This is a genomic window from Flavobacterium sp. Sd200, from assembly GCF_009826935.1.
GTDB lineage: Bacteria > Bacteroidota > Bacteroidia > Flavobacteriales > Flavobacteriaceae > Flavobacterium.
The window spans coordinates 285889-300058 of sequence record NZ_WUMN01000002.1 but is presented as its reverse complement, the minus strand read 5'-3'; the positions used below and the strand labels follow the sequence as shown (position 1 = coordinate 300058).

Here is a 14170-nt window from a genome sequence, read left to right as displayed (position 1 = left end):
TGGGCAAAGAATAGATTAACATTCGGTTATATTTCACAAAACGACGGACGAACTACATTTCTACCACCATTCTTCCACTTTATAGGCACTATCCCAAAAAGCAAATTCCAGTCTCGACGCGGTTAAAAAAGCCGCAGTCATTGCCTTTTGCTGTTCTTTTGTCGCCTCTAAAGCTGCTGCATCGCACAGGTCGATCGCACGGTTTACTATAGTATTAAAATCTTCTCCGGCATAGGTGGCGATCCAATTTGTATAGGGGTTATTGTTTGTATTCTGAATTTGAACGATATAATTCCCTACTTCCCTATAAATCCAAAAACAGGGTAGTACTGCGGCCATTGCAACAGCTACATTTGCGCCATAGGCCATACTTTGCATAAAATGCACATAATGATGGCAGGTGGGCGATATTGCTGCACGTTGCGTTATGTTATACTCTTTAAAGTAGCCATCGTGCAAGGCGCGTTCTACTACAACGGCACCCTCGGCAAAGCGTATAAAATCGAGCATGGCCTCTACATTATTTATTTTAGCACCAATAACTGCAAGCGTACGGGCAAAATATTCCAGATAATGTGCGTCCTGCTGCATGTAGAATTTAAACTTATCTAAGTGCAGCGTTCCGGCAGCCAGCTCCTGTATAAAAGGCATGGCGGTTATGTTATTGTATATGGGTGTGGCTTGCTGCCATGTGGTTTCACTCCATTTCATGTTGTATGGTTTTTTCTGGGTTATAAAAATGATTTAATGGGCCATGGCCTTTGCCGGTAACTACGTCTTTACCATTATAAATGGCATTGTGTACATATTTTTGTGCAAGGGCTACGGCATTATGCAAATCTTCTCCGCGCGCAATGTATGCTGCTATGGCCGATGACAGTGTGCAGCCCGAGCCGTGCATGTTTTTGGTCTCTATTTTGTTTGAGGTAAAAGCGGTAACCTTACCATTTTCTGTAAATAATAATGTAGTAAGCTCCTGTTGTTGCAGGTGTCCTCCCTTAAGTAAAAGCGCATTGCACCCTTGTTGCATAATTTCCTGCCCTGCCGTGTGCATTTGGTCTACTGTAGTAATTGGCATTCCCCAAAGCAAAGAAGCCTCATCAAGGTTAGGAGTTATAAGCGTGGTAAGCGGAAACAGTTGAGATACCAGCTCTGCAACGGTTTCCTGTGCAATAAGCCGGTCACCGCTTGTGGCTACCATAACGGGGTCGAGTATGACAGGAATATCAGGATATTGTTTTAAAGCCGATGCAATAACACCAACAAGTTCAGGGCTGTGCACCATGCCTATTTTTATGGCGTGTGGTTTAATATCTGTCAACACCGCATCTAGCTGCGCTTTTACAAAATCAGGCGGAATGCTGTGTATGCCGCTTACGCCAAGTGTGTTTTGTGCTGTAAGTGCCGTAACAGCACTCATGCCATAACAGCCCAGTGCAGCAAAGGTTTTAATATCGGCCTGTATGCCTGCCCCGCCACCGGAGTCAGACCCTGCTATGGTAAGCATGGCCGGATAGGTGTACTTTTTCATAATGCGTTTTCTATGTTATTGCGAATTTTTTCTGCGGCTTTTGCCGGATGCTGTGCTGCACATATTGCCGATACTACTGCAATACAGTCTGCCCCGGCTTTTATAACATTGTGTGCATTTGCTGCGTTCATGCTGCCAATGGCCACCAGCGGTTTGTTGGTAAGGATCCTTATTTTTTTGAGCCCTTCAAGTCCCCATTCTGTAACAGTATCATTTTTTGTTGGGGTGTTAAAAATAGGGCTAATGCCTAAATGGGTTGCATAATGCATTTCGATGCTGTTGAGTTGCTCTAAATATTCTATAGAATAGCCCAGCATGCCGCACTGAGGCCACTGTTGTATGACTCCCGATGGCGGCATGTCCGAATTTCCTACATGAACCCCGGCAGCACCACAGTTTACAGCCACATCTACATTGTCGTTTATAATTAAAGGAACATTGTATTTGTCAAGCATTTCTTTAAGCCTAAAGGCTGTTTGGGCAAAAGCTGCTGTAGTTTTATGCTTTTCGCGCAGTTGCACTAATTGTACACCACCTTTAACTGCTTCTTCGGCTACCCATAAAATGTCTCTACCCATGCAGTCTGCTTCTCCTGCCACCAGATATAAACGGTACGGAAAATCATTAATCATTATAAACCTGTGCGTTAACGATGTTGTAAAATTCGTCTTGTGTAATGTTGTAAAGTTTGTCTAAAAGTTGCAGTTGCAGTGTTCCCGGTCCGGCGCTTTGCTGATGTGCCAGTTGCCCTGCAATGCCGAGCAGTGCCATGGCAGCAGCAGTGGCATGCAATGCATTTTCAGGATCGTTGCCTACAAAGGCAGCCACAAGAGCCGTAGCGCTACAGCCCAGTCCTGTTACTTTTTGCATAAGCGCGTGCCCGTTTTTTATATGTATTTGTTTATTGCATAATACTACAACATCGGTCTCGCCACTTACGCACACCACGCTGCCAAAAGTAGTGCTTAGCCATTGTGCTGCTGCAACGGCTTCGGTGCTTTGGTGCACGCTGTCTACACCTTTGGTCTTGGTTTGGCTTACCCGGGCAAGTGCCATAATTTCAGATGCATTACCTCTAATAACGGTTGGTTTGTATTGTAAAAGAGCTGCAACAGTTTCGTTGCGGTAGGCGGTTGCTCCGGCACCCACAGGGTCGAGCACCCAGGGTTTACCAAGGGCGTGTGCTTTTTTTGCGGCCAGCAGCATGCTTTGCACCCAGTAGTCGTCTAATGTGCCAATGTTTATTACTGTTGCACTGCATAGTGCCACCATGTCTTCAACTTCGGAATGTGCATGAGCCATTATGGGCGATGCACCTGCTGCCAAAAGCGCATTGGCGGTATTGTTCATTACCACATAGTTGGTGATATTATGAACTAAGGGAGAATTGTTTTTTACAGCAACTACAGATTGCCAAAGAGACTCTTTCATATTTTTTTAGGTTTAGGTAAATATGGCTATAGAGCCTCCTGTAAAAAGGAGAATAGGAATGATGCATCCTTACTGCTTTTCCCTACGGCGGTATCAACCGCGTCAGGTTCAAAGGGACTCTCTCAATTCTTTTCAGAATACCCCTAAAGCCAAAGTGTAAAGATAAGGATAGTTTTTTTAGAATACCAGCAAGCTAATAAAGAAAGATAGTCCGTTCGAACAATAAATGAGACTATGAAAATCTTTTTGCTCCTTTGTGTATTCTTTGAGAACCTTACTGTAATAAACTAAAATTTACCGCGCAATTTCATATTGTTTAACTGAACCTGTTTTTGCGTCTTTAAGAACAAGGGTAGCCTTATTGTTTTGAGATTTGTGGTTGCTGGTCATTACCTCGCACACATCGGTATTTTCGTAGGTTTTACCATCAAAAGAAACAATAATATCGTCCTGGTTTATTTTGCCTGCCCAGGCTTTGTCCCACACAAGGCCAACAACCACTTTACCGTCTTTGGCAGTGGGTATAAACGGCCAGCTTTTTTCGGCAAGATCTGTAGCTTCTTTCTTAAAAGGCTCAAAATAGAATTTCTTATTTATGTAATCTACCGTTACAATGCCATATTTAAAAAGATTTGCCCCAATGCGCGATGAGTTTCCGTGCGTGGTAACGGTGGTTACATTATTAAAGGCATAGTCGTTTATTTCTATCTGAGGGGCAAGCAGCCTGTAACTCTCTTCTTCTTCAGATAATCCGTGCATGCCAAGGGAATAGCTTCCAATGGCCTGTGCCTCAAATTTTAAAAGGCTAATAGTAGCAAACACCTCTTTAAAACCTTTGTAAGACAAGTCGTAAAAACTGTCCATGCCGCTGTCAAAAAGCAATTGGTCGGTACCTGTTGTTTTGCCGTTAATAATTTTTATGGTTATAAACGGGTTGCTCTGTACTGGGTCGGTAACCATTTTTTGAGAAAACTTGTTTTTAAGGTCGAGTTGTTTGGGCAGGTCGGTAATGGTTAACATGTGTGTTTGTGAGTTAAACTGCACAGCACTGTTGCGAAGCATGTTGCTGCCTATAAGCCCATCTACCTTAAAACAGTCAAATACCATTTGTTCTCCTTTAATTACCATGGCGGGAATACCGTTAAAAGTAACATCGCCAAGTTTAAAGTTTTGCAGCGATACAATTTGCAGGCTGTCTATTTTTCCGCTTTGGTCGCTAACAGGCACACGGTTTATAATTTCGGGGTTAAGTTCTTTATATAAAGCAGGCGTAATGGTTGTGGCAGCCCCGGTGTCTACAATAAATTTATAGGGCTTGTTATTTATAAAGCATTCTACTATTACTTTGCTTTTAACCTCTTTGTAAGGGATTGTGGTAAAATATTTTTGCTGAACAGCCCCACCCAAATTAGCACTAAAAATATTTTGGGCATTTATAGCAAACGAACCTAACAGAAAAACAATAAGGCAAATTTTAGGTAATACATGTTTCATAAAGCATTGGTTAATGTGATGTTATAGAGTCATCAAAAGATACGCCAAAAAAATAACAGGGTTAAAGGTTTCTTTAAAAGAAAGGCTTTGTCGTGCTGTTAAGAACACGAAAAATAGCTTATTAATATGAAATTTATTCTGTTGTTTAAGCGGTTTAATTGCATTGCTTTATGATATATATAGTGTGAAATATTACAAAAAGGGAAAACTATTTTCTTATTATTTGCTATATATTGAAGTAAACAATTTCATCGTTCCAACATTTCACTTCTACAATGTTCTTACCAAATACTATTCCTTTAAAAATATCAGGTAGGTGAAACGTCTCGATTAACCTGAATGTTACCAATTCAATTTTAATAATTGAAAGCTCTGTAATAACATACAGGAAATCTTCATATACTTTCGAGCCATAAAAGAAATGGTCTAATAGTAAGTTTGAAATAATGAGATTACTTTTAAAATCAATTATGGCAAAATTCAAATCTATGCCAAGACAATAAACATTTTCTGAGATCTCATTTATTTCCGGAATAATTAAGTCACTTTGCCATGCAAATTTAAAGGAGATTTCCTTATTAAAAATTATTCCATGGCATCTTGGACGTTCTGTATTGAAAATCAATTCTGAATCCATTTTATTAAAATCGGATTCAGTAATTACTTTAAACTCTACTTTCATAACGTCTTTATTTAAGTTTAGGAATAATAGTACTACAGTTGGAATAATGGTCACAGCTCCTCCCTTGAAAAAAATGAAACTTGAATAGCTTATCGATTTTTTCTGATACTAGCACTTTTTATTACTGATGCTTCATATGTTATTTCTATTTTATTCAGACTATAAAGCTATATTATATGAAAACGCCTAATCTGAAACATTACCACATCGAGTTAGGCAATTATGTCAACGCTATCCTATTTTAATAATTTCACATTATTAACCATTCCCTTAAATTCACTCTTCCTTTCCCCCTTTACACCGGCATAACCTACCACAAAATCACCAAGTATATATTCTGACCAATAAAGTTTATTATTAATTCCTTCATTTTTAATTGTGTCGGATGAAATAGTTTTTCGTTGATTATAGCCATTAACTCCAATCGACATAAGATTGTCATAATTCAATCTTGACCCTCTGTAGATGTTACTTGACAGATAAAATACGGAACTATCTCTATAGATAAATCTATATTCACAAAACCCTTCTGTATTTATCTTCTTGATTGAGTAGCCTTTTGACAATTTAACGTCGATGTAATTATATGATTTCTCTTCTAACAGACAATTAGTGAAATTGAGCCGTTCTTTAAATATTTTTCTTTCATTGATTGTAGAAGAACATCTAAGAAACAAAAGCCCGAGCATTATTAACATCACATTTTTTTTCATTTTCCTAAAAGCATAATTGTTGGTAAAATTCCTTGATAATATATTGGATTTTTATTTCCATCTAATAGACTTGGGCCACTGTAATTTGGTCGTAATCGCTTGTCCAAATCTTGTCTTATCCTGTTTTCATAGTAGACTCCTCTTACTTCTCTTATCTCTTCGGTACCCCCATTAATTGAAATTCTTCTGGAATCTAACATGCCAAAATTAGCATCGTACGCATGCCCTAATTCATGCCCTAAACCTATTATTCCAGTTTTAGGATTCCAAATAATATCACCTCCACTTCCTATATTATTAAATGGGGAATAGCTGACGACATTCTTTCCTTGTTCTATAACTTGAAAAGCATAAGCATTATTATTTAAAATGCCCGTTCTGCCATTGCCAAGCCCCAAATCAACTTGAACCCTATTGACTTCTTTATTTTCGACTATAAAGTTAAAATTGTTTTCTGAACTCTGTAATCTAGTTATTATGTCATTAGCAAACTGTGAACCGTTTTGTAAATCGCTTAGAGCATTAACAATTCCACCGACATCCCCTCGATAGTGTTTTACATTCCCATTCTTATCTAATCTGGCCATTTTACCTTTATACTCAGAAAACTTTCCATCACTATCTTTTGAAAACAATTTACCATTTTCGTAGAAAGCTCACCCTTCTGTACCCAACGAAATCCATAAGCTATCACCCTGAATGTCTCTTATTAAAACAGGATTATTTCCTCCGTAACCATACGGTGTCATGCTGTGATATTTTTCACTAAACCTATCCAGTTTATTAAAACGTCCGATTGCAGGGTCATAATCACACCAGCCATAGTCATACATATTAAGCCCCAGCTCGTCCTGCAGCTCCTTGCCGTTGTACTTACAACACTACATCCTTTTAAGTACAATCTTCTCGTTTTGCTTTTCTATTACTTTTTGGTAAAAGCTTTTTAGGGTGGCATAATGGTCTGCGCCAACGCTTGCGGCATTAAAATCTACCGTTACCGCTACCTGAATAGTCTTTCCGTTAGATACAAGGTTGTATTTAAAACTTCCAAGGTTGTCTTCCATAGCAATATTTAATGGCTGAGGTATCGATTCTATAGTATAACCTTCCGGAACGTTAATACCAATGGTATATTTATCCTGGTGCGGAAATATAAAATCTACCGGATACTCCCTTGTTTCCTGTTTAAAAGGGTTTTCGGTTTGCGACATGAACAGCATTGGGTTTACATACATTTTGTCGCCAATAACATCGGCAACACTGCTGTGCGTAAAGTTGTATTCTTCCATAAGGGGCTTGTCGGCCTCTTTGTCGTTAGATATTTTGTAATCGTTAATTTCGATGCCTTTAAAATGTTTTTCCAGTTTCTCCAGATAGCTTTCCTGGCTGTATCCGGTATAGTTTTCCCTAAACATGTAGGCGTTATAATCAAAATACTGGTCGCGTGCCTTGCCGCTTACCTTGCCGTCTTTATCTAAAGTAGCGATCATGTTTATAACCTCTTTAGATATACTTTGTGGTGTAAGCTCAATATCTGCCGATGTACCGTCTTTCCTGATAAGTCGTCCGTGCCAGTTTATAGCGCGAACGGGCAGTATGTTGGGCTGAGACCATTTTGTGGAAGCATCGAGCAATATATTCTTACCGTCTATTTCTACTGCGGCAATAACATAGTTAAAGGCCGTACGTGCGGGGAAAAGTGCTATTTTGTTGTTACGTGTACTAACAAGTACCGGGTTGGCATTAAGTCCGGCATAGCGCAGCATGGCAGTAAGCATAAGGTTAATTTCGGCAACGTTGCCCACTTTGTCTGTATAGGCTTTTTTAACCCCTGCATCGCAGCTATAGCCCGTAAACTTGTTCCAGTTCATACGGTTTTTTACATAATTGAACAGTATGGTCGTTTTCTCTGCAGGATTTACTGCCCCGGCAAGTAGCGCTTTAACATCATTCTCAAAATAACCTGTTTTTTTAAGCTCATCACCAAAGCTGTCAAACTCATAAATAGTCTTGGTAACATCTTCCCAACTGATAGAGTATGATTTTGTCATGGTGTTAGGAAACATGGTCATGGCAAGCTCATGCTCAATACCGGCAGTATAGTTGTCTATGTTATTTACATAATGCTCGTCTTTCATAGACGGGAGCTTGTCGAGCGAGTAAGCAATAATGTTTTCTTTGTAGGTTTCTTTACTACTTTGCAATGAATTAAAAACACCGTTTCCGGTGGTCTTTACTATTTTTGGAGCATGAAACCCCCTGAAGTTTACATTATAGGTGTAATAATCAGGAATGCGTGTAGTAAACTCAGAGTGATTTACAGGGATGCTTTCTTGAAACCTCCACTCAGGCAGCGTACTCACAAAAGGCGAACGTATAGTGTATGCATACTCTATAATAGAGCCTTCTTTTACATCGGGCATCATTATCTTTTTCTGTTTCCAGTATTTGTTTACGGTTTCGGTAAACTCACCATCGCTTTTAAGTTTTGTTTTTTTAATGGCACCATCCACAAGGTTGTAGGTTACGGCCTTAGATATACTAACACTTTCCCTTTCCGAATCGGAACTATAGAAAGCTATGGCTTTATTAGCCCACTCATAACCCTCTTTAGAGTAAATTTTTATCTTCATCTCTACTTCGGTAATGGGGTCAAAACCCGAATTTTGAGAATATACCATTCGTGTATAAGCCTTGCTGTATAATATAGCAGCTCCTGCCGAAGGTTCGAGAGGGTGTGATTTTTCTTCAAGCTCAGCAATAGTTACTTCGCCAAGTTCATATTTTTGTGCCTGGGCATAAAATCCTGTAAAAAGTAACAGGGCTGCAAATTTTATAAGTTTCATAGGGGGTGGTGTTTTTAAGGTTATTTATTAAGCTTTTATAAGTACTATTTTCTCGCGGTGCTTATCGGCCATTTTCTGGAAAAAATCTTTTAGGGTGTTATAAAACTCAGGTGCGAATTTTGCATCGTTGATCTCATAAATTACAGAAAGCTGAATGTTATTGCCCGACACATTCGTGGTATATTTAAAAGATCCGGCATTTTGTTCCATAGCGATTGAAGTTGCTTTGGGCACCGATTCTATTTTGTAGCCTTCGGGTATTGCAAACGATATGATGTATTTGTCCTGTTGAGGATACACAAAATCTATAGGATATTCTCTTGTTTCCTGTTTGAATGGGTTTCCTGTCCTTGTAAAAAATACCATGGGGTTCAGATACATTTTATTGCCAATAATATCTGCCGCCATGTTATATGAAAAAGAGTAATCTTCTATCAGTGGTTTAGTAATATCTTTCTCGTTAGTAACTTTATATTCGTCAATGGTCAGTCCTTTATAATCGCCTTCCATTTCTTCGATATAGCTGTCTTTATTGGTTCCTGCATACCGTTCCCTAAAGGTATAGGCACTGTAATCTGCATATTGGTCCCTGACCTTTCCGTTTATACTGCCGTCTTTATTAACGGTGCATACAACAGCTATAATCTCTCTGGATATCAGTTCTGGCAGGAGGTTTACCTCTTCAGTGTCACCATTTTTTTTAATTAGCCTTCCTTCCCAATTCAGTGTGCGGATGGGCAAAATATTAGCCTGAGAATATTTACTGGTGGCGTCCAATAAAACAGTCTTGTCATTAAGCTTTACCGCGGCAATTACATAATTATAAGCAAAACGGTTTGGATAAACGGCAATCCCATTATCGCGGGTGCTTACCAACACAGGGTTGGCATCAAGACCTGCATGGCGCAACATAGCCGTGAGCATGAGGTTAATTTCGGCAACATTGCCCACTCTTTCCGCATATGCTTTTTTTACACCGTTGTCGCATAAATACCCATTTTCCTTATTCCAGTTCATACGGCTTTTTACATACTCAAAAATAAGGTTCGCTTTCTCAGAGTCGTTTGCAGCTTTTGCCAGAATGGGGTCTATATCTTCCTCGAAATATGAATTAAACTTGAGTTCCCTTCCAAACTTGCTGTTGTCATAAATGGTTTGGGCAACTGTTTTCCAGTCGGTAGCATATTTTTTAACACCCTGATTGGGCATTGTGGTAGCCGAAAGCTCATGCTTTACAACTGCTGTATAGTTGTCTATATTATCTACATAAGCTTCGTCTTTAAGGGCTTTTACTTTTTTAGCTGTATAGCTGTAATGTTTTTCTTTAACGTCTGTGCGGTTATTATATACTTCCTTGCCGTTGTTCTTGTCGGCAATAACTTCTTTCCCGGTAGTATAAACATTGTAGTAAAAGTATATTGGAAGCTGCACGTCATACCTTACATCGTTGGCAGGAATGTCGAACTGAAATTTAAAATCCCTCAATTCTCCAAAATAAGGCGTTTTTATAGTGTACTTATATTCTATAATACTGCCTTCCTGCACAGCCGGAAGACTAATAGACTTTTTTATATAATCTTCCTTGAGTTCTTTTTCAAACTGGTTGTCGGCTTTCAACGGAGTCTTTTGTATGGCTCCCGATACAAGATTATAGGTGCTGGCTTCACTAAAAAAACCGTTTGCTGTCCTGGCGCCCGAATAAAACACGATCTCAGGATTGGCAAAGCTATAGCCTTCTTTTTTATAGATCTTTATGCGGCTGTATACCTCAGTAACCATTACCCAGTAGTTGTTGTTTATTTCATACCACGTTTTGCCATACCTGTACAGATAGGCTGCTGCGGTGGTAGTGTCCTGCGGATGTGTTTTTTCCGTAAGGTCTTCTTTTGTGATCTTTAAAGGCTCTACAGTGGCTGTTTGGGCAAGCCCTGCCATTGATGCAAAAAGCACTACAGCCCACAGAATGTTTTTAAGCATACTCTTAGTTTTTTACAAGCACAACTTTAGCATTGTCGTTACGGGCAATTTTTTCCCTGAAAAGCCTGTAATTTTCATACTCACTGCTGGCATAAGACCCTTCGTTTATTTGCAGTGTTCGTTTGTAAAGCATTTGCGTAGGGCTCACAATAACATACTCGGTTTTATATTCGCCAAATTTGTCGGTAATGGTAGTGTTTTCAGGTTTGGCTTCCATTTTAAAGCCCTGTGGCAGATTTATAGTTATTTCATCCTGATCATAAAAGCCCGTAGAAATTTCAAATGGCATTTTACGGTTGCGGTACCTTTGCGGAATCAAACTGCTTTGATTGTAGGCATTAATGGCAAATATTAGCCTGTTGCCGCTGTTATTACAATAGCTTTGCGCTTCTAAAGCAATATCTTCGGTAAATTCCTGTGAATCGCTATTATTTTGTACCCCTGTTTTTTTAAGTTTCAGGTTGTTTATATTGCTAAAGCGCGATTTGTATATCTTATCAAGCTCATCGGGCGACTCTTTTTCAAAATGATATTTATCGTCGTATTGTAAACCCTTAGATACTATTTTTACATCGCCGCTCATGGCACCGTTATCAGTAATAGTGTAAGTACCTTTACTAATCTGGCTGTTTCCTTTAGTTTGGTAAACATGTGTGCGCACAAGTTCTCCTTTGCCTGGTTTAACTAAAAGTACAAGCCTGTTGTCTGTAAAATTACCCTGAAAACCAAATGGTGCACTTTGATTTGTACACTCTAGCCATATATATCCGGAGTTATAGGGTATTGCTAAAATAACATGGTCTCCCTGTACACTTACAAAATCACTTGTAAAATCTCTTTGTTTTTTTCCTGAATATACTTCTGCATAATACGATGGCACATCTACTACTTTTAACAAAGCACGTGTATAATTGCTTAATGCTTTACAGTCGCCATATCCCAATCGGTCTACGTCTTTGGCATTCATTGGTTTAAAACCACCAATCCCGAGTTGAATACTGACATAGCGTGTTTTTTCTTGTACATATTTGTATACTATTTTTGCCTTTTTAAGTAAATCTGTTTCATTGCCAACAAGGCCTTTTATTTTATTTTGGGTGTCTATAGATAGTTCATCAGTCCCTGATAAGAGGGCATCATATTCCCATGCACCGAATGTTTCCCATGTAGTTGCCTCACCATCTACCCCTTCCAGATGAAATTTTTCTAATCCAAAAAGTACATGTGGCATTATTTTATTAAATGATGGCGAATAATCTTCGTTGCGTAACGCAGGTATATTTTCTGCGCTAAGACTAAGCGAATTGCCTGTTTGTTGTTTGTTCAGTACAATTTCTCCAAAATTATAGTCTTTGAATTTAAATCCGAGATCAGGTGGATAAGTAACTGTCCGCACAGATTTTTGTGTGCTTACAAAAGTTCCTTTTGCAGGATACCATTGCGGAATAAATGCAGTGTTAGACGTTTCGGTCTCGCTTGTAAAAACCAGTGTAAAAGGATATTGCACAGGTGTGTAATCCAGATACAGCATTTTATTGTCGGTTATAGAGCCTTCAGATACTGCAACTTCTTTAAAGTCTTTTCGTTTTATTTTTTTTATCTGAATGCCGTTTTGGTCATAAACAATTGCCTCAATAGATTTTATATTGGTCGATTTATCGAAATACTCTCTGTCGTCCATATAGGTAAGTCCAAGCTTATTGAGAACCGTGACTGCGCTTGTGGTTTTTACCGTCATCGATTTTCTCGAGGTTATAGTAATATTCGTTTGGTCAAGGCGTATCACGGCATTGGCGTTTTCAATAAGGTTTTCGGGTATAGAGGCAAAACTGTAGTTTTGCTGAGCACACATGGGCAGTGCCATAAGTGTCAATAGCAGGGTGGTGATTCTTAAGAACATGTTAAAATTGTTGGTGCATCAAAAATAACTTTTTTCTTAAAAATTCAAAGCATTATTCCTTGTTTTTTGTATCGATTACAATAGTTACAGGTCCATCATTTAATAAGGCTACTTTCATATCGGCCCCAAACTGCCCGGTTTGGATTTTTTTTCCCAATTCTGCTTCTGTCTGCTTTACAAAAGCTTCATATATTGGTATGGCAATTTCGGGTCTTGCAGCCCTAATATAAGATGGGCGATTGCCTTTTTTAGTGAGTGCATGCAGTGTAAACTGACTCACCACAATAATGTCGCCACCGGTTTCCTGAACCGAAAGATTCATAACACCATCTGCATCGCCAAATATCCTGAGTTTTACAATTTTTGCAACCAGCCAGTTAATATCTTCCTGAGTATCGGCTTCCTCAATACCAATAAGTATCAGCAGTCCGCCTTTAATATCGGCTACTTTTTGTCCTTCTATGGTTACAGATGCTTCGCTAACCTTTTGCAGTACGGCTTTCATTATTTTGTTGTGGGGTTCATTTAATTCTTTATGAATCTTTGTGCCTTCTTTGCGTGCCTTTGTGTAATAAACCTACTCTAACTCATTGTTTTTCCCCTCACCATAAATATCAGTGCGGTAATGCTCGTCTTCGCCTTCAAGCATTTGCAGGTAATTTCGGTAGCGGCTCCAGGCTATTTCGTCTTTTTCAAGAGCATATTTAACAGCACATTGCGGCTCGTCTTTATGCAGGCAGTTGTTGTATTTGCATTGGTCCTTAAGAGCAAAGAACTCAGGGAAGTAATCACCAATTTCATCTTTATCCATGTCTACAATTCCAAAACCGCGAATACCTGGAGTGTCTATTATCTTAGCTCCAAAATCAAGGTCGAACATCTCTGCAAAGGTTGTGGTGTGCTGCCCCTGGCTGTGTTGTGCCGAAATTTCTTTGGTCTTTAAATTAAGCTCCGGCTGAAGTGTGTTAACCAAAGTCGACTTACCTACACCCGAATGACCCGAGAACATACTCACGCAGTCTTTCATTTCTTCGCGCAAAGCGTCGATGCCTTTACCTGTTTGTGCCGATACTTTAAGGCATTTATAGCCTATTTTGCTGTACACATATTGCAGGTAAAGTTGCTCGTCTTCCATGGCAGTGTCATACGTATCAACCTTATTAAAAACAATAATTGCAGTTATGCCATAAGCCTCAGCGGTAACCAAAAAGCGGTCTATAAAACTGGTGGTGGTAGGAGGATTGTTAATAGTAACCAGCAAAAAAAGCTTATCGATATTGCTGGCAATAATGTGTACCTGTTTAGAAAGGTTAACCGATTTGCGCACAATATAATTATCGCGTTCCTGCACGTTGCTTATAATGCCCGTAACAGTATCGGCAGTTTCTTCAAGTTCAAAATCTACCACATCGCCCACGGCAACGGGGTTGGTGCTCTTTATGCCTTTAATGCGCAACTTACCTTTAATGCGGCATTCATATACAGCCCCATCTTCGGTTTTAACGGTGTACCAGCTTCCGGTAGATTTATAAACCAATCCTGTCATGCCGCAAAGATAGTAATATGCTTAATATCGCGATGCTAATTTTTAGAGGC

Annotated in this window: 12 protein-coding genes, 1 pseudogene and 1 riboswitch; all 13 genes and pseudogenes read right to left on the bottom strand. The window is 39.2% G+C overall.

The features are described 5' to 3' along the window. Positions 1-60: 60 nt before the first annotated feature. Positions 61-711 carry a thiaminase II gene (gene tenA, locus GR160_RS07415; RefSeq protein WP_160749232.1) on the bottom strand — a complete coding sequence of 217 codons (651 nt, stop codon included), beginning with the start codon at positions 709-711 and terminating at the stop codon, positions 61-63. Then, complete coding sequence (gene thiD / locus GR160_RS07410; protein WP_160749231.1) at positions 698-1531, bottom strand: bifunctional hydroxymethylpyrimidine kinase/phosphomethylpyrimidine kinase; 834 nt, start codon at positions 1529-1531, stop codon at positions 698-700. Before thiD ends, tenA begins: the two co-directional genes overlap by 14 nt. Next, positions 1528-2163 carry a thiamine phosphate synthase gene (gene thiE, locus GR160_RS07405; protein WP_160749230.1) on the bottom strand — a complete coding sequence of 212 codons (636 nt, stop codon included), beginning with the start codon at positions 2161-2163 and terminating at the stop codon, positions 1528-1530. The genes thiD and thiE overlap by 4 nt, the downstream gene beginning before the upstream one ends. Further along, entirely contained in the window at positions 2156-2962 is an 807-nt protein-coding gene (thiM, locus tag GR160_RS07400; RefSeq protein ID WP_160749229.1) for a hydroxyethylthiazole kinase, read from the bottom strand. The genes thiE and thiM overlap by 8 nt, the downstream gene beginning before the upstream one ends. Positions 2963-3024: 62 nt before the next feature. Continuing rightward, positions 3025-3117: riboswitch (TPP riboswitch) on the bottom strand. Between the two features lie 139 nt (positions 3118-3256). Continuing rightward, positions 3257-4456: a retropepsin-like aspartic protease gene (locus GR160_RS07395; RefSeq protein ID WP_160749228.1), complete on the bottom strand. Its 1200-nt coding sequence runs from the start codon at positions 4454-4456 to the stop codon at positions 3257-3259. A 226-nt stretch (positions 4457-4682) separates the two neighbouring features. Beyond that, complete coding sequence (locus GR160_RS07390) at positions 4683-5138, bottom strand: hypothetical protein (RefSeq protein ID WP_160749227.1); 456 nt, start codon at positions 5136-5138, stop codon at positions 4683-4685. A gap of 709 nt (positions 5139-5847) precedes the next feature. Then, complete coding sequence (locus GR160_RS07380) at positions 5848-6486, bottom strand: hypothetical protein (RefSeq protein WP_160749225.1); 639 nt, start codon at positions 6484-6486, stop codon at positions 5848-5850. A gap of 21 nt (positions 6487-6507) precedes the next feature. Then, positions 6508-6714: pseudogene (locus tag GR160_RS07375) on the bottom strand (RHS repeat-associated core domain-containing protein); the annotation flags it as partial. An 18-nt stretch (positions 6715-6732) separates the two neighbouring features. After that, positions 6733-8697: a DUF3857 domain-containing protein gene (locus GR160_RS07370; protein WP_160749223.1), complete on the bottom strand. Its 1965-nt coding sequence runs from the start codon at positions 8695-8697 to the stop codon at positions 6733-6735. A gap of 27 nt (positions 8698-8724) precedes the next feature. Continuing rightward, on the bottom strand, positions 8725-10674 hold the full coding sequence (locus GR160_RS07365; protein ID WP_160749222.1) for a DUF3857 domain-containing protein: 1950 nt from the start codon (positions 10672-10674) through the stop codon (positions 8725-8727). A gap of 4 nt (positions 10675-10678) precedes the next feature. Further along, positions 10679-12574 carry a DUF3857 domain-containing protein gene (locus GR160_RS07360; RefSeq protein WP_160749221.1) on the bottom strand — a complete coding sequence of 632 codons (1896 nt, stop codon included), beginning with the start codon at positions 12572-12574 and terminating at the stop codon, positions 10679-10681. A 52-nt stretch (positions 12575-12626) separates the two neighbouring features. Further along, positions 12627-13079, bottom strand: coding sequence for a D-aminoacyl-tRNA deacylase (dtd, locus tag GR160_RS07355; protein ID WP_160749220.1), 453 nt, complete (start codon positions 13077-13079; stop codon positions 12627-12629). 72 nt (positions 13080-13151) lie between these two features. Beyond that, the gene (gene rsgA / locus GR160_RS07350) at positions 13152-14120 is read right to left on the bottom strand and encodes a ribosome small subunit-dependent GTPase A (protein ID WP_160749219.1); all 969 of its coding nucleotides are present in this window, start codon (positions 14118-14120) and stop codon (positions 13152-13154) included. Between the last annotated feature and the right edge of the window lie 50 nt (positions 14121-14170).